General features: G+C 68.1%; 20 protein-coding genes. 1 reads left to right on the forward strand and 19 read right to left on the reverse strand.

The window, feature by feature from the left end:
* Positions 1 to 25 precede the first annotated feature (25 nt).
* The 3 genes from AC4NN1_RS03350 to dapE form a co-directional block, all read right to left on the reverse strand.
* Positions 26 to 199: a DUF3117 domain-containing protein gene (locus tag AC4NN1_RS03350; RefSeq protein WP_064506455.1), complete on the reverse strand. Its 174-nt coding sequence runs from the start codon at positions 197 to 199 to the stop codon at positions 26 to 28.
* 93 nt (positions 200 to 292) lie between these two features.
* The gene (locus AC4NN1_RS03355; RefSeq protein ID WP_491954544.1) at positions 293 to 1,492 is read right to left on the reverse strand and encodes a hypothetical protein; all 1,200 of its coding nucleotides are present in this window, start codon (positions 1,490 to 1,492) and stop codon (positions 293 to 295) included.
* The gene (dapE, locus tag AC4NN1_RS03360; RefSeq protein WP_018188272.1) at positions 1,474 to 2,550 is read right to left on the reverse strand and encodes a succinyl-diaminopimelate desuccinylase; all 1,077 of its coding nucleotides are present in this window, start codon (positions 2,548 to 2,550) and stop codon (positions 1,474 to 1,476) included. Before dapE ends, AC4NN1_RS03355 begins: the two co-directional genes overlap by 19 nt.
* A 37-nt stretch (positions 2,551 to 2,587) precedes the next feature.
* On the opposite strand from dapE, the gene dapD reads away from it, so the two are divergent.
* On the forward strand, positions 2,588 to 3,532 hold the full coding sequence (dapD, locus tag AC4NN1_RS03365) for a 2,3,4,5-tetrahydropyridine-2,6-dicarboxylate N-succinyltransferase (protein WP_491954545.1): 945 nt from the start codon (positions 2,588 to 2,590) through the stop codon (positions 3,530 to 3,532).
* A gap of 3 nt (positions 3,533 to 3,535) precedes the next feature.
* Here the strand turns inward: dapD and AC4NN1_RS03370 are convergent, their stop codons facing one another.
* From AC4NN1_RS03370 to AC4NN1_RS03445, 16 genes are all read right to left on the reverse strand, one after another.
* On the reverse strand, positions 3,536 to 3,961 hold the full coding sequence (locus AC4NN1_RS03370; protein ID WP_231370876.1) for an SHOCT domain-containing protein: 426 nt from the start codon (positions 3,959 to 3,961) through the stop codon (positions 3,536 to 3,538).
* Positions 3,962 to 3,989: 28 nt separating this feature from the next.
* The gene (locus AC4NN1_RS03375) at positions 3,990 to 5,285 is read right to left on the reverse strand and encodes a citrate synthase (RefSeq protein WP_018188275.1); all 1,296 of its coding nucleotides are present in this window, start codon (positions 5,283 to 5,285) and stop codon (positions 3,990 to 3,992) included.
* Between the two features lie 110 nt (positions 5,286 to 5,395).
* A complete protein-coding gene (dapC, locus tag AC4NN1_RS03380; RefSeq protein WP_491954546.1) occupies positions 5,396 to 6,511 on the reverse strand; it encodes a succinyldiaminopimelate transaminase in 1,116 nt (371 codons plus the stop codon).
* A gap of 16 nt (positions 6,512 to 6,527) precedes the next feature.
* Complete coding sequence (fdxA, locus tag AC4NN1_RS03385; protein WP_018188277.1) at positions 6,528 to 6,848, reverse strand: ferredoxin; 321 nt, start codon at positions 6,846 to 6,848, stop codon at positions 6,528 to 6,530.
* A 9-nt stretch (positions 6,849 to 6,857) separates the two neighbouring features.
* The gene (locus AC4NN1_RS03390; protein WP_020665418.1) at positions 6,858 to 7,244 is read right to left on the reverse strand and encodes a DUF6113 family protein; all 387 of its coding nucleotides are present in this window, start codon (positions 7,242 to 7,244) and stop codon (positions 6,858 to 6,860) included.
* Positions 7,245 to 7,276: 32 nt separating this feature from the next.
* Positions 7,277 to 7,591 carry an AzlD domain-containing protein gene (locus tag AC4NN1_RS03395; RefSeq protein WP_026302984.1) on the reverse strand — a complete coding sequence of 105 codons (315 nt, stop codon included), beginning with the start codon at positions 7,589 to 7,591 and terminating at the stop codon, positions 7,277 to 7,279.
* The gene (locus AC4NN1_RS03400; RefSeq protein ID WP_018188280.1) at positions 7,588 to 8,295 is read right to left on the reverse strand and encodes an AzlC family ABC transporter permease; all 708 of its coding nucleotides are present in this window, start codon (positions 8,293 to 8,295) and stop codon (positions 7,588 to 7,590) included. Before AC4NN1_RS03400 ends, AC4NN1_RS03395 begins: the two co-directional genes overlap by 4 nt.
* A 2-nt stretch (positions 8,296 to 8,297) precedes the next feature.
* Positions 8,298 to 10,211 carry a translational GTPase TypA gene (gene typA, locus AC4NN1_RS03405; RefSeq protein WP_018188281.1) on the reverse strand — a complete coding sequence of 638 codons (1,914 nt, stop codon included), beginning with the start codon at positions 10,209 to 10,211 and terminating at the stop codon, positions 8,298 to 8,300.
* Between the two features lie 126 nt (positions 10,212 to 10,337).
* Positions 10,338 to 12,023: an ABC transporter family substrate-binding protein gene (locus AC4NN1_RS03410; protein ID WP_491954547.1), complete on the reverse strand. Its 1,686-nt coding sequence runs from the start codon at positions 12,021 to 12,023 to the stop codon at positions 10,338 to 10,340.
* Between the two features lie 65 nt (positions 12,024 to 12,088).
* On the reverse strand, positions 12,089 to 14,218 hold the full coding sequence (locus tag AC4NN1_RS03415; protein ID WP_018188283.1) for an ABC transporter ATP-binding protein: 2,130 nt from the start codon (positions 14,216 to 14,218) through the stop codon (positions 12,089 to 12,091).
* Complete coding sequence (locus AC4NN1_RS03420; protein ID WP_018188284.1) at positions 14,211 to 15,137, reverse strand: ABC transporter permease; 927 nt, start codon at positions 15,135 to 15,137, stop codon at positions 14,211 to 14,213. The genes AC4NN1_RS03415 and AC4NN1_RS03420 overlap by 8 nt, the downstream gene beginning before the upstream one ends.
* A 1-nt stretch (position 15,138) precedes the next feature.
* Complete coding sequence (locus tag AC4NN1_RS03425) at positions 15,139 to 16,122, reverse strand: ABC transporter permease (RefSeq protein ID WP_018188285.1); 984 nt, start codon at positions 16,120 to 16,122, stop codon at positions 15,139 to 15,141.
* 228 nt (positions 16,123 to 16,350) lie between these two features.
* Positions 16,351 to 16,959, reverse strand: a complete 609-nt coding sequence (locus AC4NN1_RS03430) for a PH domain-containing protein (RefSeq protein WP_491954548.1) — start codon at positions 16,957 to 16,959, stop codon at positions 16,351 to 16,353.
* Complete coding sequence (locus tag AC4NN1_RS03435) at positions 16,956 to 18,677, reverse strand: ABC transporter ATP-binding protein (protein WP_116228937.1); 1,722 nt, start codon at positions 18,675 to 18,677, stop codon at positions 16,956 to 16,958. The genes AC4NN1_RS03430 and AC4NN1_RS03435 overlap by 4 nt, the downstream gene beginning before the upstream one ends.
* Positions 18,674 to 19,615 (reverse strand): ABC transporter permease, encoded by a 942-nt coding sequence (locus tag AC4NN1_RS03440; protein WP_018188288.1) that lies wholly within the window; start codon positions 19,613 to 19,615, stop codon positions 18,674 to 18,676. The genes AC4NN1_RS03435 and AC4NN1_RS03440 overlap by 4 nt, the downstream gene beginning before the upstream one ends.
* Positions 19,605 to 20,534, reverse strand: a complete 930-nt coding sequence (locus tag AC4NN1_RS03445; protein ID WP_018188289.1) for an ABC transporter permease — start codon at positions 20,532 to 20,534, stop codon at positions 19,605 to 19,607. The genes AC4NN1_RS03440 and AC4NN1_RS03445 overlap by 11 nt, the downstream gene beginning before the upstream one ends.
* Positions 20,535 to 20,645 lie beyond the last annotated feature (111 nt).

Consider the following 20,645-nt stretch of genomic DNA (forward strand, 5'->3'; position numbering starts at 1 on the left):
GCCGGCCTTTCGTATCGATCCGGGGTCAGGCGGCGCCGACGACCCCACTGAGAACGCTGTGGAGTTCCTTCGCCTCGTCATCGTTCACCGAGACGACAAGTCGACCGCCCCCCTCGAGCGGGACACGCACGATGATGAGACGGCCCTCCTTGACGGCCTCCATAGGTCCGTCTCCGGTGCGCGGCTTCATGGCTGCCATTGTGGGGCTCCTTTTCGTCTTCGGCCTACCCCATTAGTCTACCCAATGGGGTGATCGCCGATGGCGCGCGCGAGTCTCAGCGCACGCATATCGTCATGGAATCCGGAAGAACGTGTCCCCCAGCGCGAGCATCTCGTGGATCCAGACCCACTGTCCGGCCACGCAGAGGACCAGGATGCCGATCCGCCACCACCGCGAGCTCGGGACCGCAACGCCCGCCGCAACGGGGGTGAGCGGGAGGAGGAGGCGGAAGATGCTCGACTGCGGGAAGAACACCGCCAGGAGGTAGACGAGGTAGCTCGCGCCCCACAGCCGGATCTCCGGCCCGAGCCGGCGGACCTGCGGCGACCGGGCGAGAAGGACACCGGCGCCCACGATCAGTACGACGAGGAGGACCGGTCCGAGCGCCGTCGGCAACCCCCACAGGCCGAACCAGATGGCCGCCGCCTGGAAGAAGGCGATGAACGGCATGAACTGCTCCTCGGACCCGACCCAGCTCCGCCGCCAGGCGAGCTCGGTCTCGAGGTACGCCGACGGGTCGCCCGTCGCGATCCCGGCGATGACCTGCCAGGCGAAGCCGACGATCACGGCAAGGGCGCCGAGGGCGACGATGTGGACGATGTGGCACACCGGGAGCGGATCGTCGCGTCGTCGGAACCAGCGGAATATGCCGTAGAGCCCGAGCAGCAGGGCGAACGCGAGGACGCCCGGTCGCGTGAAGCCCATGAGGACGACGAGCAGGTACAGCCACCCGAACCGCCTCTGCACGAGCGCCCACAGCGCGAGGAAGAGCCAGAGCAGTCCGAGCGATTCCGCGTACCCCATCTGGAAGAGCGCCGCCAGCGGACCGTTGGCGAAGAACACGACGGCCCACAGCGCCGCCGTCTCACCGATCCGGCCGCGAAGCAGCAGGAAGAGCACGACGGATGCCGCGTACCCCGCGACGAGCGCCAGCACGATCGCACCGGCGGGGTAGCCGCCCAGAACCGTCCCGAGCGCCCGAGCCAGCCAGGGGTACAGCGGCAGGAACGCCCACGCGTTCTCGGTGACCTGACCGGCATCCGTCACCGGAAGGGCCGACGGGTAGCCCTGGTCGGCGATGACCCAGTACCACTGGGAGTCCCAGCCCATCGCCAGGGAGGAGATGGAGGCGTCCGCCCCGAACCGCGAGGTCGGACCCGACAGCTCGGCGGCGATCCAGAAGAACAGCGTGGTGAGGAGGCGGGCAGAGACGTAGACGGCGGCGACGGTGCCGGCGACGGAGGCTGCGGTCCTCAGTCGCCGCTCAGCCATGCCCGCAGGCCCCGCTCGACGTCCTCGATCTGCGAGAGCGGCACCCTCTCCTCGTCGTGGTGGGCGAGGGACGGGTCGCCCGGGCCGTAGTTGACGGCGGGCACACCCATCGCGGAGAACCTGGCGACATCCGTCCAGCCGTACTTGGGCTTGGGCACTGCCCCGACCGCGGCGACGAACTCCTGGGCGAGCGGCGCATCGAGCCCCGGGCGGGCGCCCTCGGAGAGGTCGACGATCTCGACCTCGAAGCCGGCGAACACGTCCCGCACGTGCGCCGCGGCGGCCGCGGCATCCTTGTTCGGGGCGAAGCGGTAGTTGACATCGATCTCGCAGGCGTCGGGGATGACGTTGCCCGCGATGCCCCCGCGGACGGCGACCGCGTTGAGCCCCTCGCGGTAGAGCAGCCCGTCGACCTCGATCTCGCGGGACCGGTACTCGGCCAGCCGGGCGAGGACGGGCGCGGCCTTGTGGATCGCGTTCTCGCCGATCCAGGCGCGGGCGCTGTGCGCGCGCACGCCCGTCGTGCGGATGACCGCGCGGAGCGTGCCGTTGCACCCGCCCTCGACCTGACCGTTCGAGGGCTCCCCCAGGATCGCGAAGTCCGCCTCGAAGAGATCGGGACGGGATGCCGCGAGTCGGGTCAGCCCGTTGAGGTCGGCAGCGACCTCCTCATGGTCGTACCACATCCAGGTGATGTCGACCCGGGGGTCGGTGAGCTCGGCGGCGAGCTTCAGCTGCACCGCGACGCCCGCCTTCATGTCGACCGTGCCGCGGCCCCACAGGTACCGCTCGCCGTCGATGTCGACGTTCCGCGTCGGTACGTTGTCGTTGATGGGGACCGTGTCGATGTGCCCGGCGATCGCGACGCGCTGCGCGCGTCCGAGGGACGTGCGGGCCACGATCGTGTCGCCGTCGCGGTGGACGTCGAGGTGCGGCAACGCGGACACCGCCTCGAAGATCGCGTCGGCGAGGACGGTCTCGTCGTCGGAGACGCTGGGGATGTCGCAGATGGTGCGCGTCAGGTCGACGGCGCTGGAGCGGAGGTCGAGCCGGGGCATGACGTCGAGTCTAACGACGGCCCGATAGCCTGGAACCATGAGTGACGCGCGGTGGGTGTGGGGTATCGGTCTGGCCACGACGAGTGAGAACGGCACGGTGCTCGACGCCTGGTTCCCGGCTCCCGCCACAGGCCGCGCCCCTGCCGACGTCGACACGAGCGAGCTCGCCGCCTTCGCCGGACCCGACCCGCGCCGTGCCGTCACGGTCGACGTGATCGTCGTGGAGATCGACCTCGACGCCCCGCCGGCGAGCACCCCCGATGCGTACCTGCGTCTTCAGGCCCTCTCGCACCTCCTCGTGGCCCCGAACGAGCTGGACCTCACCGGGATCTTCGGCCACCTGCCGAACGTCGCGTGGACGAGCGCCGGCCCCGTGCATCCCGACCACCTCACCCGCCTCCGCGCCGGACTGCAGCGGGCGGGCATCCAGGTGAACGGCCTGGACAAGTTCCCCCGCCTGACCGACTACGTCGTGCCCGCCGGCGTCCGGATCGCGGACGCCTCGCGCGTGCGCCTGGGCGCACATCTCGCGCCCGGTACGACGGTGATGCACGAAGGTTTCGTCAACTTCAACGCCGGTACGCTCGGCGCGTCGATGGTGGAGGGCCGCATCTCGCAGGGCGTCGTCGTCGGCGACGGCAGCGACGTCGGCGGAGGCGCCTCGATCATGGGCACCCTCTCGGGTGGCGGTGAACACCGGGTCTCCATCGGCCGGCGCACACTCCTCGGCGCGAACGCGGGCATCGGCATCTCGCTCGGTGACGACTGCATCGTCGAAGCGGGCCTGTACGTGACCGCTGGGACCAAGGTCTCCCTGGCAGGCGAGCCGCCGCGCCACGACGGCACGCGCCCGACGGTCAAGGCCGCCGAGCTCTCCGGGCAGAACGGCATCCTCTTCCGGCGCAATTCGCTCACCGGGACGGTCGAGGCGGTTCGGCGCGAGGGCGTCGGCGTGACGCTGAACGCCGACCTCCACGCCTGAGGTTCAGCCCTTCAGGACCGCCGCGCGCGCCTCTCGGTGTTCGTCCTCGCTGATGACGCCGCGGGCGCGGAGGTCGTCGAGCTCCGCGAGGCGCTTCTCGATCGACGGCGCGACCTGCGCTGCCGGTGTCGAGGGAGCGAGCAGGTCGCTGCGGAGGACCTTGGCGGCGATCGCCGCATCCACCGTGAACGGATCGATGCCGGCATCCCGGAGGATCCGACGCTTCCGCGCCGCGACCACGACGGAGAACACCGCTCCGGCGATCACCAGGACGACGGCCAGTCCGAAGAACGCAGAGAACGCGTCTCCGGCACCGCCCATGTCGGGCCCCGGCATCCCCGGGCCGAAGAAACCGCTGTCCCCGTCATCCGGGATCGGCATCACCGGTGCCGACAGAACGTGCGCGACAACTCCCCCGTGGACCATCATGGGCACACTTTAGCGGGCGATGACCGCGTCAGTGGGAGGTCGGGTAATCCCGTTCGGTGGCACCCGTGTAGAGCTGCTGCGGACGGCCGATCTTCGTCTGCGGATCGTTCTGCATCTCGCGCCAGTGAGCGAGCCAGCCGGGCAGGCGACCGATTGCGAACAACGGCGTGAACATGCGCGTGGGGAAGCCCATCGCCTTGTAGATGACGCCCGTGTAGAAGTCGACATTCGGGTACAGGCGACGCTCTTTGAAGTAGTCGTCGCTGAGCGCGATCTCCTCGAGCTCGTTGGCGAGCGCCAGAAGCGGGTCGACGACGCCGAGCTCGCGCAGGACTTCGTCAGCCGACTCCTTGACGAGCTTCGCGCGCGGGTCGTAGTTCTTGTAGACGCGGTGCCCGAAGCCCATGAGCTTCACGCCGTCTTCCTTGTTCTTGACCCGCTCGACGAAGCGCTGCACGCTCTCGCCGGAGTCGCGGATGCGGCCCAGCATGTCGAGGACGGCTTCGTTCGCGCCGCCGTGAAGCGGCCCGTACAGGGCGTTGATGCCGGCGGAGATAGAGGAGAACTGGTTCGCCCCGGTCGAACCGACGAGGCGGACCGTCGAGGTCGACGCGTTCTGCTCGTGGTCGGCGTGGAGGATCAGCAGGCGCTCGAGCGCCCGCGACATGACGGGGTTGATCTCGTACGGCTCGGCGTTGTTGCCGAAGTTCAGCTTGAGGAAGTTGTCGACGAAGCTCAGCGAGTTGTCGGGGTACAGGAAGGCGTGCCCGATGCTCTTCTTGTGCGCGTACGCGGCGATGACCGGCAGCTTCGCGAGCATGCGGATCGTGTTGAGCTCGACGTGCTCGGGGTTGTGCGGGTCGCTCTGCCCCTCGTAGTAGGTCGAGAGGGCCGCCGTGGCCGCAGACAGCACCGACATGGGGTGCGCGGTGTGCGGCAGCGCCGAGAAGAAGTGCTTGAGGTCTTCGTGCAGCAGCGTGTGGCGACGGATCTTCTCGTCCCACCCGGCGAGCTCGTCCTCCGTCGGCAGTTCGCCGTAGAGCAGGAGCCAGGCCACCTCGAGGTAGGTGCTGTGCTGCGCGAGCTGCTCGATCGGGTACCCGCGGTAGCGCAGGATGCCCTGGTCGCCGTCGATGTACGTGATCGACGACTTCGTCGACGCGGTGTTCACGAACCCGTAGTCGAGGGACGTGTGCCCGGTCTGCTTCGTGAAGGTGGAGAAGTCGACGCTCGGCACCCCTTCACTTCCCGAGATGAGCGGGAGTTCTGCCTTCGTGTCACCGATGGTCACGGTGGCGATCTGAGGGGTGTCCGCGTTGGTCACGAAGCCTCCTTGCGGTCGTCGGAGCGGTCCTTACAGCCTACTGGGCAGTGAGCACATGTGCTGTCGCGCTCAATGGATAGCGGAATTCGTAGGAGGAAGCCTACGAAGGGTCAGGCCTCGACGGATGCCGCGAGCCTCCGCGCGGCTTCGGCGATGCGCTCGTCGGTCGCCGTGAGCGAGAACCGCACATGCTGGGGGAAATGGGATCCGTAGAAGTGTCCGGGCCCGGCGAGGATGCCGAGGTCGGCGAGGCGCGCGAGGGACTCCCACGCGTCCTCCCCCGCCGTCGCCCAGAGGTAGAGGCCGCCCTCGCTGCGGTCGATCCGGAAACCGGCGGCTTCGACGGCCGGCTTCAGGATGTCGCGGCGGGCACGGTAGAGCTCGCGCTGGTGCTCCACGTGCGCATCGTCCTCGACCGCGGCGATCATGGCGGCCTGCACGGGCCCGGGCACCATCAGCCCGAGGTGCTTGCGGGCGGTCACGAGGCGCTCGATCAGGTCCGCTTCGCCGGCGACGAACGCCGCGCGGTAGCCCGCGAGGTTCGACTGCTTGCTGAGCGAGTAGACCGACAGGAGGCCGGTGAGGTCGCCGCTCGCGACCCGGGGATCGAGGATGCTGGGCACCGGGGCATCCGCCCACGGCCCTTCCCAGCCCAGCTCGGCGTAGCACTCGTCCGAGGCCAGGACGGCCCCCAGCTCGCGAGCGCGCTCCACGGCGTGTCGGAGCTCGGCGACGTCGAGGACCCGACCGTCGGGGTTGCCGGGCGTGTTCAGCCACACGAGCCGCGTGGTCGTGGGCCACTCGTCGGGATCATCCGACGCGAAGGCCCGCGCATCCACGAGACGTGCTCCCACCTCGTAGGACGGGTAGGCCGCGCGCGGGTGAACGACCGTGTCGCCGGTGCCGAGGCCGAGAAGGAGCGGCAGGAGGGCGACGAGCTCCTTCGAGCCCACGGTCGGGATGACCTGGGAGGGCGTGAGGCCCTGCACCCCGCGCCGGCGGCCGTACCAGGCCGCGATCGCCTCGCGCAGCGCCGGAGTGCCGACGGTCTGCGGGTAGGCGTGAGCGTCCGTGGCACGTCGGAGCGCCTCGGCGACGACACCGGGCGTCGGATCGACGGGGGAACCGATCGAGAGATCGACCATCCCGCCGGGATGCTGCCGTGCTCGCGCCGCGTAGGGGGTGACGGCGTCCCAGGGGTAGTCCGCGAGGTCGTGGACGCTCATGTCGGCTCAGCGAGTCTCAGTGGGCCTGCGGAGGAAGACCCGCGATGACGGGGTGATCCTTGGCGATGACGCCGACCTTCGCGGCGCCGCCCGGCGAACCGAGATCCTCGAAGAACTCCACGTTGGCCGTGTAGTAGTCCTGCCACTCGGCGGGGAGGTCGTCTTCGTAGTAGATGGCCTCGACGGGGCACACCGGCTCGCAGGCGCCGCAGTCGACGCACTCATCGGGGTGGATGTAGAGAGAGCGTTCGCCTTCGTAGATGCAGTCGACGGGACATTCGTCGATGCAGGCTCGGTCCTTGACATCCACGCACGGGAGAGCGATCACATACGTCACAGGACGAGTCTAGTTCGTGGATCGGACGCGGGATGCCGTCGGCCACGCGACGACGAGTGCGACGGCCAGCGGGACGACGAACGTCCAGATGAGCCCGGGCGTGACGACGGTCCCCTCCGGGGGCGCCGGCACCACGACGGACCCGCCGGGACCCTCGTTGGCGAACAGGAGCGTGGCCACGAGGGCGCCGAGCCCGCAGGCGAGCGCGGAGGCGCGCTCCCCCGTCAGCGTCCGCACCGCGATCAGCAGGGCGACGAAGCCGACCGAAGCGACGATCAGACCGACGGGGACGACACCCCAGGTCGCCGCCTGGCCGATCGTGCCGGCGACGCCGTAGACGACGCCGATGACGGCGGCCAGCACCCAGGTGGCGATGCGGGCGAAGAGGGCATTCACCTGCACAGTCTAGGCGGGCACTCCTCGACCGATCAGGTCGCCCAGCCCCACAGACGCAGGAGTGCCGCGACCGCGGCGGCTGCCGCGACCACGACGAGGAACGGCGCTCTGACGACGAGGAGACCCGCCGCGACGAGGAGACCGGGAACGCGTGCGTCGAGCACGATCGCCTGGCCCACGCCGAGCGTCTGCACGACGACCAGCGCCGAGAGGAGCGCGACGGTGAGGAGGTCGATCGTCCGGGAGGGGCGAGGCGCCTCGAACCATGCCGGTGGCACGAGGTAGCCGGCCGTCTTGAGCGCCACGCACACGATGGCCGCGAGCAGGATCGTGTGCCACAGCGTCATGCGGGGTCCCCTGTCGACGTCGTCGGCCGGGAGCCCAGCCAGTTCGTCCAGCCCACGACGATCGCCACCAGCGCCGCGACGAGGACGGGGAGACCCGGCATGAGCGCCGGCGTGAGGACGGCCGCGACGACCGCGGCGGCGGCACCCACCGCGATCGCCTGACGGTTCCGCAGCCGCGGCCACAGCAGCGCGAGGAACGCGGCGGCGGCAGCGGCATCCAATCCGTAGGCCTTCACATCGCCGAGAACGTCGCCGAGCAGCGCGCCCGCCAGCGTCGTCAGGTTCCAGCCGACGTAGATGCCGACGCCTGTCACCCAGAAGCCGATGCGGCGAGCCGCGGCATCCGTCTGCGCGAGGGCGACGGCCGTCGATTCGTCGATCGTGAAATGGGATGCCGCGGCCCGCCGCCAGAACCCGTCGCCGACGACGGACGACATCCGCAGCCCGTAGGCCACGTTCCGGATGCCGAGGAGCCCCGCCGAGGCGATGGCGGCACCCGGCAGGCCTCCGCCCCCGATGACACCGACGAACGCGAACTGCGAGCCGCCGGTGAACATCAAGAGGCTGAGGACGCAGGTCTGCCAGACGTCCAGACCCGAGGTCACCGAGAGCGCGCCGAACGAGATGCCGTAGGCACTCGTCGCGAGCACGACACCGAGGGAGTCGCGCCAGGCCCGACGAATCGGCGGCTGCTCCCCCGTCACCCTCAGGAGCCGGCGTCCTGGCGCTTCAGCCGCGATGCCGCGCGGCCGCGCTCGGTCGCGTCGAGCACGACCTTGCGGATGCGCACCTTCTCGGGCGTGACCTCGACGCATTCGTCGTCGCGGGCGAACTCGAGGCTCTCTTCCAGCGTCAGCACACGCGGCGGCGTCATGGACTCGAAGGAGTCGGAGGTCGACGAACGCATGTTCGTGAGCTTCTTCTCCTTCGTGATGTTGACGTCCATGTCGTCGGCGCGCGAGTTCTCGCCGATGACCATGCCCTCGTAGACCTCTTCGGTCGGCTGCACGAAGAAGCTCATGCGCTCCTGCAGGGCGATCATCGCGAACGGCGTCACGACACCCGAGCGATCGGCGACGATCGAGCCGTTCTGACGCGTCGAGATCGCACCGGCCCACTCGTCGTAGCCGTGCGAGATCGCGTTCGCGATGCCCGTGCCGCGCGTGATCGTGAGGAACTCGCTGCGGAAGCCGATGAGACCGCGCGACGGGACGATGAACTCCATGCGCACCCAGCCGGTGCCGTGGTTCGTCATCGTCTCCATGCGGCCCTTGCGGCTCGCCATCAGCTGCGTGATCGCGCCGAGGTGCTCCTCGGGGGCGTCGATCGTGAGGTGCTCGAAGGGCTCGGTGAGCTTGCCCTTCTCGTCGCGGCGCGTGACGACCTGCGGCTTGCCGACCGTGAGCTCGAAGCCCTCGCGGCGCATGTTCTCGACGAGGATCGCCAGCGCGAGCTCGCCGCGGCCCTGGACCTCCCACGCGTCGGGCTGGCCGATGTCGACGACCTTGAGCGACACGTTGCCGATGAGCTCGCGGTCGAGGCGGTCCTTGACCATGCGCGCGGTGAGCTTGTGGCCCTTGACCTTGCCCATGAGGGGCGAGGTGTTGGTGCCGATCGTCATCGAGATGGCCGGATCGTCGACCGTGATGGCCGGGAGCGGACGGATGTCCTCGGGGTCGGCGATCGTCTCGCCGATCGTGATGTTCTCGAAGCCCGCGATGGCGACGATGTCGCCGGGGCCGGCGGACTCCGCCGGGTAGCGCTCGAGGGCGCGGGTCTTCAGGAGCTCCGTGATGCGGGCGTTGCTGGTCGAGCCGTCGGCGCGGACCCACGCGACCGTCTGGCCCTTCTTCAGCGTGCCGTTGAAGACGCGCAGGAGTGCGAGACGGCCGAGGAACGGCGACGAGTCGAGGTTCGTGACCCAGGCCTGGAGGGGCGCCTCGTCGTCGTACGACGGAGCCGGGACGTGCTCGAGGATCGCGCCGAAGAGCGGCTCGAGGTCGTCGTTGTCGGGGAGCGAGCCGTTCTCGGGGCGGTTCCGCGAGGCGGCACCGGCGCGACCGGACGCGTAGACGACGGGGACGTCGAGGAGTGCGTCGACATCGAGGTCGGGCACGTCGTCCTGGAGGTCCGAGGCGAGACCCAGGAGCAGGTCGTGGGCCTCCTCCTCGACCTCGGCGATGCGCGCGTCGGGGCGGTCGGTCTTGTTGACCAGGAGGATGACGGGGAGCTTGGCCTCGAGCGCCTTGCGCAGGACGAAGCGGGTCTGCGGGAGCGGGCCCTCGGAGGCATCCACCAGCAGGACGACACCGTCGACCATCGACAGACCGCGCTCGACCTCGCCACCGAAGTCGGCGTGGCCGGGGGTGTCGATCACGTTGATCGTGACGGGCTCGGACGAGTGGGCGCCGGAGTACGTGATCGTCGTGTTCTTCGCGAGGATCGTGATGCCCTTTTCGCGCTCGAGGTCGTTCGAGTCCATGGCACGTTCTTCCATGTGCTCGTGAGAGCCGAACGAACCGGTCTGGCGGAGCATGGCATCGACGAGCGTCGTCTTGCCGTGGTCGACGTGCGCGACGATCGCGACGTTACGGAGGTCAGGACGAAGGGCGTGCGCCATGAAGGGGGTTCCTTGCAGAGAGGGTGATGCCGGGATGCCGGCAGTCCACTTTACCGCAGGTGTCGACACGCCGACGGGGCGAGGACCTTTCGGTCCCCGCCCCGCCGCTGCTGTGCGTCTTGCTGCTTACTCGGCAGCCCAGCCGACGATCGTCCAGTCGATGGTCTCGAACTGGGTGGCACCCCAGTTGACGAGGCCGTCCTTGACCGCGTAGACGTTCGGGAGCGGCGCGATCGGGAACATCGGCATGTAGTTCCAGATCACATCGTTGATCTCCTTGGCGATCTCGATGCGCTTGGCGGGGTCGAGCTCGGAGTTCGACTTGTCGTACAGGTCGCCCAGCTTCTCGTCCGTCGTGCCCGTGAAGTTCGACTCGGAGTCGACCGGGTAGTACAGCGCCTCCGACGACGAGATCGGGAACGGCGTGCCGACCCACGAGAACGACACCATCTCGAAGTTGCCGGGGATGACGTAGTCACTGAAGTACGTCGCGGCGGGGACCGTGTCGAGCGTCACCGGAATGCCGAACGCGTTCAGGTCGGCCTGGACCTGCTCGGAGCGCTGGATGTTCGTCGCCGTGTCGGCGGGAACGGTGACGCTCAGCTTGAGAGGCGTGCCGTCCTTCGTCCAGCTCTTGCCTTCGCTGCCCTCGTAGCCGGCCTCCTTGAGGTACTCCGCCGCCTTCTTGGTGTCGGTCTTGGGAGCCTTGTCCTCGTAGCCGTTCTGGCCGGGCATGAAGATGAAGTCGCCCTGGGTGATGGCGGGAGCATCGACGGGCGTGTTCGCCGAGGCGGCGATCTGCTCGCGGTTCACGATCGCCTCGACGGCCTTGCGGACGTTGACGTCCGCGAGCGGGCCCTTCTTCGCGTTCATCGTGACGTGCGTCCAGGTCGTGCCACCGGAGGTCTCGATCTTGGCGTCGGAGCGCGTCTTGGCCGTTTGGTACAGGTCGGCGTTCGCCGAGATGTACAGCGCATCGAGCTCCGAGTTCGCGAACGACGCGCCCTGCTGGTCCTGGCTGACCGCGCGGAACAAGACCGTCTCGAGCTTGGGGGCCTCGCCCCACCACTGCGGGTTGCGCTCGAGGGTGACGACCTGACCGGTCGTGTCGATCTTCGAGATCTTGAACGGACCCGAGGACGGGACGGCCTTCGTGCGGTAGCCGTCGTTGTAGGCGGCCGGGTCGCTCGAGATGGACTCGGGCAGCAGTCCGCCCGTGAACATGGCCTGCCAGTCGGCGTAGACCTTCGAGAAGGTGATCTTGACGTCGAACTCGTCCGTACCCTGCTCGACCGACGAGACGTCTTCCCAGCCCGCCGTGGATGCCGGGGTGTAGGCCTTGTTCGTGCCGTTCTGAGCCTTCCAGTAGGCGACGTAGTCCTTGACCGTGATGGGCGAGCCGTCTTCCCACTTCGCCTCGGGGTTCAGCTTGATCTCGACGACCTGCGGGTCGTCGCTCGTGACCTCGGCCGAGGCGGCGTAGTTCTCGTCGACGACGGGCGTGCCGTCTTCCTTGATCTTGAACGGACCACCGGTGGTCGGCGCCATGATGCTGGTGGTGTCCGACTCGTTGCCGTCGACCTGGCTCGTGTTGAACTGCACGGGCAGCGATCCGACCGCGAGGGTCAGCGTGCCGCCGTCCTTGACCTTGGCCGCGTCAGCGCGAGTCCACGCCGTGGCGGGGAGCTCCGGGGCTGCTGACTCGCTCTGGGTGGGCGCACCGGTGTTTCCGGCAGCACAACCAGAGATCACGAGTGCGGCGACGCCGAGCAGCGCCAAAGACCCGAACGGCTTTGCACCTCGAATCTTCATGTGATTGTTCCTCTCGTTTACCTTTTGGTGACCACCGGCGGAATGGTGCGCCCGCCGGAGGGGGTTCAGGATGCGGTCGACAGCGCGACCTCGTCGACCAGCGTCGAGTCCTCGACGTGGTGGCAGGCGACGCGCGCACGACCGTGGGCGATCAGTTCCGGCTCGGCGGAACGGCACAGCTCCTGGCGCGTCTCGTCGAGGAGCTTGTACAGGGGGCAGCGGGTGCGGAACCGGCATCCGCTGATCTCCTGCGTCGGGCTCGGCAGGTCTCCCTGCAGGAGCACCCGGGCACGACCGCGCTCGATGCGCGGGTCGGGGATGGGAGCCGCCGAGATGAGCGCCTTCGTGTAGGGGTGCTGCGGGTTGTCGAAGACCGTCGACACCGGACCCTGTTCCACGACGGAGCCGAGGTACATCACGGCCACATCGTCGGCGATCTGCCGGACGACGGCCAGATCATGAGCGACGAACAGGTACGACAGCCCCAGCTGCGCCTTGAGGTCCTCGAGCAGGTTGATGACACCCGCTTGGATCGACACGTCGAGCGCCGAGACCGGCTCGTCGAGCACGATGACCGAAGGGTTCGTCGCGAGGGCCCGGGCGATGCCGATGCGCTGGCGCTGTCCGCCCGAGAACTCGTGCGGATAGCGGTCAGCCATGGAGGGATCCAGGCCGACGAGATCGAGCAGCTCGAGAGCGCGCTCGTCGCGGTCCGACTTCTTGGCACCGATCGCCCAGAGGGGCTCGGTGATGACCTCGCTGATGGGCAGGCGCGGGTCGATCGCGCCCATGGGGTCCTGGAAGACGATCTGCACATCGCGACGGAGCGCGTGGCGTTCGCGCGGGCTGAGCGTGCCAACGTCCTTGCCGTTGATCTTGATGGATCCGGACTGCGGTGCGGTCATCTCCATGATCTCGAGGATCGTCGTCGTCTTGCCGCAGCCCGACTCCCCGACCAGGCCCATCGTCCGACCCGGCTTCAAGGAGAACGAGACGCCGTCGACGGCGCGGACAGTGCCCACCCGGCGAGGGAAGACCGCGCCCTTCATCAGCGGGAAGTGCCGACGCAGGTCGGTGACCTCGACGACCGGCTCGGCACCGGAATCGACGAGCTCGCCGTCGATGATCGGGTCCGCCACCGTGAAGACCTCACCTCGCGAGATCTCGCCCCGGGCGATCTCCCCACCGCGGATGCAGGCGGCGACGTGATCGGGACCGGATGCCGGATCGTGGGCGATCAGGTCGGGCTCGACCTCGCGGCACGCGTCCACGGCGATCGGGCAGCGGGCCGCGAAGGGGCATCCCTTCGGCAAGGCCGCGAGGGACGGCGGGCGCCCCTCGAGAGGAACGAGCCGCTGCGTACCGGCGGTGAGCATGTTCGGCACGGACCGCAGCAGCCCGATGGAGTAGGGCATCTGCGGCTCGTGGAAGACCTGATCCGTGGTGCCGAGCTCGACGAGCTTGCCGGCGTACATGACGCCCACCCGGTCGGCGTGACCCGCGACGACACCGAGGTCGTGAGTGATGAGGACGACGGCGGCGCCGGTGATCTCCTTGGCCTTCTCGAGGACCTCGAGAATCTGCGCCTGGATGGTGACGTCGAGTGCCGTCGTGGGCTCGTCGGCGATGATCACCTTCGGGTCGTTCGCGATCGCCATCGCGATCATCGCGCGCTGGCGCATCCCACCGGAGAACTCGTGCGGGAACGCTTTGGCACGCCGATCGGGATCGGGGATGCCGACGGTCTTGAGCAGCTCGACGGCCCGCGCGGCCGCAGCCTGGGACGACAGCTTCGAGTCGTGGAGGCGGAGCGCCTCGGCGATCTGGTCGCCGACGGTGTAGACGGGAGTCAGTGCCGACAGCGGATCCTGGAAGACCATGGACAGCTGCTTGCCGCGGATGCGGGACAGCTTCTTGTCGTCCATGCCCAGAAGCGACTTGCCTTCGAATTCGATCGCGCCGGTCACCTGCGCGTTGCTGGGCAGGAGACCCATGACGGCGAGCGAGGACACGGACTTGCCCGAGCCGGACTCGCCGACGATGCCGAGGAACTCTCCCGGGTGGACGTCGTACGAGATGCCGCGGACGGCCTGCACGTCGCCCGAACCGCGCTGCGGGAAGGTGACGCTGAGGTCGCGGACCGACAGGAGAGGCGTGCGACGGGACTGCGTCGGAGTGGGGAGGGATTCAGGCACGGTTGGCCCCCGAGGTCGGGTCGATCGCATCGCGCAGGGCGTCGCCGATGAGACTGATGGCGAAAAGAAGGACGACGAGGACGCCGGCCGGGAAGACGAACAGCCACGGGCGGGTCAGCGCAGCCGACGTGCCGTCCGCGAGCAGGGTGCCGAGCGAGACATCCGGCTTCTGCACGCCGAAGCCGAAGTAGCTGAGCGACGTCTCCGACATGATCATCGAGACGATTCCGAGGGTCACGTCGATGATCAGCAGCGACGCGATGTTCGGGAGGATGTGGCGGCTCAGGATCTTTCGGGTGGGGAGCCCCATGTAGCGCGCGGCGCGCACGAAGTCGCGGTTGCGCAGGGAGCGAGTCTGATTGCGCACGACCTGCGCCATGATCATCCAGCTGAAGATCGCCAGGAAGAACGTCAGCGCGATCCACGACAGGCTCTTGAACAGCGGGCTGAGCAGGATGAGGATGAAGAACGATGGCACGACGAGCAGCAGGTGGGTGAACCAGCTGATGACCTTGTCGGTCACGCCTCCGACGTAGCCGGCGACGGAGCCGATGACGGCAGCGAGCAACGTCCCGAGGATGCCGGCGACGAGACCGATGATGAGGGACTTCTGCAGGCCCGCCATCGTCTGGGCGAAGATGTCCTGTCCGATGCTGTTGGTGCCGAACCAGTGGCGGAGCGTCGGCCCCATCCCCATGTTGTACACGTCGCGATCGGTGATGGACCACGGCGTGAGGAACGGCCCGACGATCGACAGGACGACGATCAGGCCGAAGGCGATGGCACCGACCCAGAACCGCGGCATTCCGCGCAGCCGCTGCCAGACGAGCCCGTTGCGGGAGAGCGGTCGCCGCTGACGGGTGATCGTCTTCTCCTCGTCGAGGCCCGCTTCGACGGCTTCTTGTTGAGCGATGACCATGTCAGCTCCTCACACGGGGATCGAGGGCGGCGTAGATGATCTCCGAGAACGTCGAGGAGAGCAGCACGAGGATGGCGACGAACAGGGTGCTTCCCGCGGCCGCGTTGACGTCGTTCGTGTTCACGGCCTGAAGCAGGAACTGCCCCATGCCGCGCCAGCTGAAGACGATCTCGAGCATGGCGGACCCGGCGACGAGTGTGCCGAAGTTGTACGCGAAGAAGGTCGACATCGGGATCAGCGCGATGCGCACGCCGTGTCGGAAGAGGGCCGGCCCGCGCTCCAGGCCCTTGGACCGGGCCGTTCGGATGTAGTCGGCGCCGAGGACGTCCAGCATGACGCTGCGCTGGTAACGCGAATAGCTCGCGGCGCTGGTGAGGATGAGCGCCAGCGTCGGCAGAAGGAGGTGGACCGCTCGGTCGAGGGTCAGGTCCCACCAGCTTCCGTTGATGCCGGCGCTGTACTCGCCTGTGAAGGTGATGAGCTGCACGCCGACTGCGTTGTTCAGAGCAGTCGCTCCGATCATCAGCAGGACGCCGATGACGAAGGTCGGCGTCGCGAAGATCAGGAAGGACGAGTAGGTGACGATCTGATCGCTCGCCCGGTACTGCCGGACGGCGCCCCAGACGCCGAGGAGGACGCCGACGATCGCGCCGATGATCGATCCGATGAGCAGGAGCCGAAGGCTCGCACCCGAGCGCGCGATGATCTCCTCGACGACCGGCTGCTTGCCGATCGTGATGCCGAGAGATCCCTGCGTGAACAGGCCGACGAGCCAGTGCCAGAGTCGGACGACCACGGGCATGTCCGGGCTCTGCCCGAGTTGCGCGAGCGAGGCATCGATGGACGCCTGCGGGGGGCGAGGGTTACGTCCGTAGAAGGCGTCGCCGGGCCTGAAGATCGCGCTGGCCAGGACGTAGGCCATACACGTGGCGATCAGGCTCAGGATCGCGTAGTTGACGAACCGGCGGAGGACGTACAGCGTCACCGGGAGATCCCGGTGATTCGGGTCGCTGGCACAGACATGGTGGTGCTCTTTCTCGGGCTTACGCGCTCTTGCGTTGCGTTCGAAGTGCCGGAACCGGGTCCGGCCTCAACGACCCTAACTCGCTCATCAACGCTGACAAGACCGTCTGGAGAACTGTTTGTATGAACGTAACATTGCGTGACCTGCTCGCAAAATGCCTGTGAACGCGCCGCAAAACCGCCAGTACGCTCAGCCCGCAGCGCCGCTGATGATCACGGCGCCCAGTGCCCAGAGCGTCAGTAACAGCAACACGCCGAGAGTGGGGAGATCCCACCTGCGCGAGACCTGTGTGGTGGAACCGGTTTCGGCGGCCGCCAGCCACTGTTCGCGGATCAGCTCGAGGTCACGGAGCGCGGGAGGGATGCGCGCGCGGGGGTTGTCCGCGGCCCGGACGCCCGGGCGGGCCGGGCGACCCGCCACCGGGCCGCCGAACGCATTGACGATCCGCCCGTCATCCAGGGTGAACCTGACCTGGTAACGGACGCCGACGTCGCTCACCCGGGCCCACGGGATGCGCACGATGCGCAGGAGATTCTGCACGGTCGCGCCGTCAGCATCGATGGAGACATGTGACGCGAACGTCGCGACGTAGATGAACCAGACCACCAGCAGGAGCCAGGGGGCCAGCAGGAGCATCTCGGCCCAGCCCGCGCGCACGACCGCGTCGCCCAGGAGCAGGAGCGCGGCGATCGACGCCAGGATGAGCGCGGCCACCCCCGACGGGGCGCGGAACACTCGCGGCGAGGCGGCCGGGGATGAACCCGAGCCCGCCTCGCCGTGTCGAGGGGTGTTGCTCACAGGTTTCCGCCGAGCGGGATCTCCGCACCCGGGATGGCGGCGAGGAGCCGCTTCGTGTAATCCTCCGTCGGCGACGCGAAGATCTCGTCGACGGTGCCCTGCTCGACGACGCGACCCTGCTCCATGACGCAGACGAGGTCGGCGGCCACACGCACGACGGCGAGGTCGTGCGTGATGAAGAGGTAGGTCAGGTCGAGCTCGGACTGCAGCTCGGCGAGCAGGCGCAGGATCTGGTCCTGCACGAGCACGTCGAGCGCCGAGACTGCTTCGTCGAGGACGACGATCGACGGCTTGAGCGCGAGGGCGCGCGCGATGGCGATGCGCTGACGCTGGCCACCGGAGAGCTCGTTCGGGTAGCGCCAGGCGACCTCACGCGGGAGCGACACCTGGTCGAGCAGCTCGAACACCCTCTCGCGACGCGACTTCTCGTCGCCCACGCCGTGCACGCGCAGCGGCTCGGCGATGAGGGCGCCGATGCTGCGCAGGGGGTCGAGCGAGCCGTAGGGGTCCTGGAAGACGGGCTGCATACGGCTGCGCAGTCCGAAGACCTCCTTGCGGCTCATGCCCGACGTGTCCGCGCCGTCGACGAGCACGGAGCCGCTCGTCGGCTTCTCGAGCTGCAAGACCATCTTGGCGACGGTCGACTTGCCCGAACCGGACTCCCCCACCAGTGCGAGGGTCTTGCCGCGCGGGATCTGGAAGGACACACCGTCGACCGCACGGAACGGTTCGCTGCGGAACCCGCCTGAACGGATCTTGTACTCCTTGACGAGATCGCGGACCTCGACGACGGGCTTGGCGTCCACGACCTCCTCGAGGTGCTCGACACCGCGACGCTCGGCGACCGCCTGGATGCGCTGCGAGGCGATGCTCGGGGCGGCCGCGACGAGGCGCTGCGTGTACGGATGCTGCGGAGCCTCGAGGATCGCTCGGCTCGGACCGGACTCGACGATCTCGCCCTGGTTCATGACGATGATGCGATCAGCACGCTCTGCGGCGAGGCCGAGGTCGTGCGTGATGAACAGGACGGCCGTCCCCTTCTCGCGGGTCAGCGAGGCCAGGTGGTCGAGGATGACGCGCTGCACGGTGACGTCGAGCGCACTCGTCGGCTCGTCCGCGATCAGGAGCTTCGGGTCGGCTGCGAGGCCGATGCCGATGAGCGCCCGCTGACGCATCCCGCCGGAGAACTGGTGCGGGAACTGGTGCATGCGACGCTCGGCATCGGCCAGCCCCGCCTGCTTCAGGACCTCGATCGCGCGGGCGCGGGCCTCCTTGCGGTTGGATGCCAGGCCGTTGGCGCGGACCGCCTCCTCGACCTGGAATCCGATCGACCAGACCGGGTTCAGGTTGGACATCGGGTCCTGCGGGACGTAGCCGATGTCGCGGCCGCGGATGGACTCCATCTCACGGCGGCTGGCACCGAGGAGGTCCACGCCGTCGAGCGTGACGGATCCGCCCGTGACCGCTCCCGTGCCGGGGAGCAGGTTGATGACGGCCGCTGCCGTCGTCGACTTGCCCGATCCGGACTCCCCGACGATGGCGACGGTCTCGCCCGGGAAGACATCGAGGTCGACACCGTGCAGGACCTCGCGCGCCTTCTTGCCCGTGCCGAACGACACGGTGAGGTCACGGATCTGCAGAAGGGGCTGCGACACGACGCTCTCCTTGGTGCTGCTGCGCAGACGCGCGCGGCTGGTGGGGTTCTCGATATCGCTCATCGCTGGGCCCTCGACTTCGGGTCGACGGCGTCGCGGAGGAGCTCACCGAGGGTGATGAACGCGAGCACCGAGATCGTGAGCGCGAGAGACGGCCAGAACAGCGCCATCGGCGCCGACCTGATCTGGTTCTGCGCCTGGCTGATGTCGAGGCCCCAGGAGACCGTCGAGCCCCCGAGACCGACGCCCAGGAAGGACAGCGTCGATTCGGCGACGATCGCCGTGCCGAGGCTCAAGGTGGTGACGACGATGACGGGTGCCATCGCATTCGGCAGGACGTGCGTCACCATGGTGCGGAACCGCGACAGCCCGATCGAGATCGACGCGGTCACGTAGTCGGACTGCTTGACCCGAAGGACCTCGGCACGGGCGATGCGCGCCGTGCTGGCCCACGAGAATCCACCGATCGCGAGGGCGAGGACGAATTCGTTCCGGTAGTCCGCCAGGACGGACATGACGACGACGGCCGCGATGATGTAGGGGATCGTGAAGAAGACGTCGCCCACGCGGGAGAGCACCGTGTCGAGGAATCCGCCGTAGAAGCCGGCGAGAGCGCCCATGATGACACCGATGACCGTGGAGATCAGCGTGGCCATCACACCGACGATCATCGACGTGCGCGTTCCGTGGACGACGCGCGACCAGATGTCGCAGCCCTGTCGATCGAAGCCGAGCGGGTGTCCCGCCGTCGGATCGCCGTTGCTGTTGTCGAGGGTGCAGACACCGCCGGACGGCGCCACCGAGGTGAAGAGTGTCGGTGCGACCGCCATGGCGACGATGATCGCGCACAGCACGACCGAGATCCAGAACGTCGGACGGCGGCGCAGGTCGCGCCACGCGTCGATCCAGAGATTGCTCTTCTTCTCGCTGAGGCGGAGCTGGTCGACCGGGACCGATTCCGTGTTCGTCGGTGCGACGTAGTGTGCGGAGTTACTTGACATAGCGGATCCTCGGGTCGAGCAGGCCGTAGAGAAGGTCGACGACCAGGTTCACCAGAACGTAGATCACGACGAAGATCGTGACGAAGGAGACCACCGTCGGCGTCTCGCGCTGCGTGATAGCCGTGAAGAGCGTGTTGCCCACACCCGGCACGTTGAAGATGCCCTCGGTGACCGTGGCTCCGACCATGAGGATGCCGAACTGGGTGGCCGTGTCGGTGACCATCGGGATCATCGAGTTGCGCAGGACGTGCACGGGGATGACACGACGGCGCGAGAGGCCCTTCGAGTAGGCAGTGCGGACCCAGTCCTGACCGAGCGTCTCGATCATGGAGGCACGCGTCAGTCGCATGCTGGACGCGTAGATGCTGAGACCCAGCACGATCGCGGGAAGCCACAGATCGCCCCAGTCGTTGCGTCCACCCACCGTCGGCCGGAACCATCCCAGCTGCACGCCGAGGAAGTACTGCGCGAGGAAGCAGAGGACGAAGATCGGGATCGCGATGAAGATGAGCGCCGTCACGAGCGCGCCGTTGTCGAAGATCGACCCCTTCCAGATCGCCGACAGCGCGCCGATGATCAGGGCGAGCACGAAGGCGATCGCGACGGACATGACCGCCAGGCGCATCGTGACGGGGACCGTGCGGGCGAGCACGTCGTTCACGCTCTGGCCCGAGAACGTCGTCCCGAAGTCGAGGCGGAAGATGCCGCCGAGGTAGTTCGCGTACTGGACGATGAACGGCTCGTTGAGCTTGTACTGCTCGCGGAGCGCATCGATGACGGCCTGCGGCGGCTGCTTGTCGCCGAACAGCGACGCGACCGGGTCTCCTGGCAGTCCGAAGACCATGAAATAGATCAGCAGTGTGGACCCGAGGAACACGGGAATCACCTGCAGGATCCGTCGGAGGATGTAATAGGCCACCCTCGGCCCCCTTTCAGGGAAAAGACGTGATCAGTGCTCACGCACGAAGAAGGGCCCCGCAACGCGGCGCCCCTGAGTGTCCCATCCTCAACCTCGTTTCCTGAGAGAAAG

The organism is Microbacterium sp. MDV22-iso44 (genome assembly GCF_058629135.1).

Bases quoted from the DNA above. Each gene is read 5' to 3' on its own strand.
- AC4NN1_RS03350 (WP_064506455.1), bottom strand. From the start codon at position 199: ATGGCAGCCATGAAGCCGCGCACCGGAGACGGACCTATGGAGGCCGTC.
- AC4NN1_RS03355 (WP_491954544.1), bottom strand. From the start codon at position 1,492: ATGGCTGAGCGGCGACTGAGGACCGCAGCCTCCGTCGCCGGCACCGTC.
- dapE (WP_018188272.1), bottom strand. From the start codon at position 2,550: ATGCCCCGGCTCGACCTCCGCTCCAGCGCCGTCGACCTGACGCGCACC.
- dapD (WP_491954545.1), top strand. From the start codon at position 2,588: ATGAGTGACGCGCGGTGGGTGTGGGGTATCGGTCTGGCCACGACGAGT.
- AC4NN1_RS03370 (WP_231370876.1), bottom strand. From the start codon at position 3,961: ATGATGGTCCACGGGGGAGTTGTCGCGCACGTTCTGTCGGCACCGGTG.
- dapC (WP_491954546.1), bottom strand. From the start codon at position 6,511: ATGAGCGTCCACGACCTCGCGGACTACCCCTGGGACGCCGTCACCCCC.
- AC4NN1_RS03395 (WP_026302984.1), bottom strand. From the start codon at position 7,591: ATGACGCTGTGGCACACGATCCTGCTCGCGGCCATCGTGTGCGTGGCG.
- typA (WP_018188281.1), bottom strand. From the start codon at position 10,211: ATGGCGCACGCCCTTCGTCCTGACCTCCGTAACGTCGCGATCGTCGCG.
- AC4NN1_RS03410 (WP_491954547.1), bottom strand. From the start codon at position 12,023: ATGAAGATTCGAGGTGCAAAGCCGTTCGGGTCTTTGGCGCTGCTCGGC.
- AC4NN1_RS03420 (WP_018188284.1), bottom strand. From the start codon at position 15,137: ATGGTCATCGCTCAACAAGAAGCCGTCGAAGCGGGCCTCGACGAGGAG.
- AC4NN1_RS03435 (WP_116228937.1), bottom strand. From the start codon at position 18,677: ATGAGCGATATCGAGAACCCCACCAGCCGCGCGCGTCTGCGCAGCAGC.
- AC4NN1_RS03440 (WP_018188288.1), bottom strand. From the start codon at position 19,615: ATGTCAAGTAACTCCGCACACTACGTCGCACCGACGAACACGGAATCG.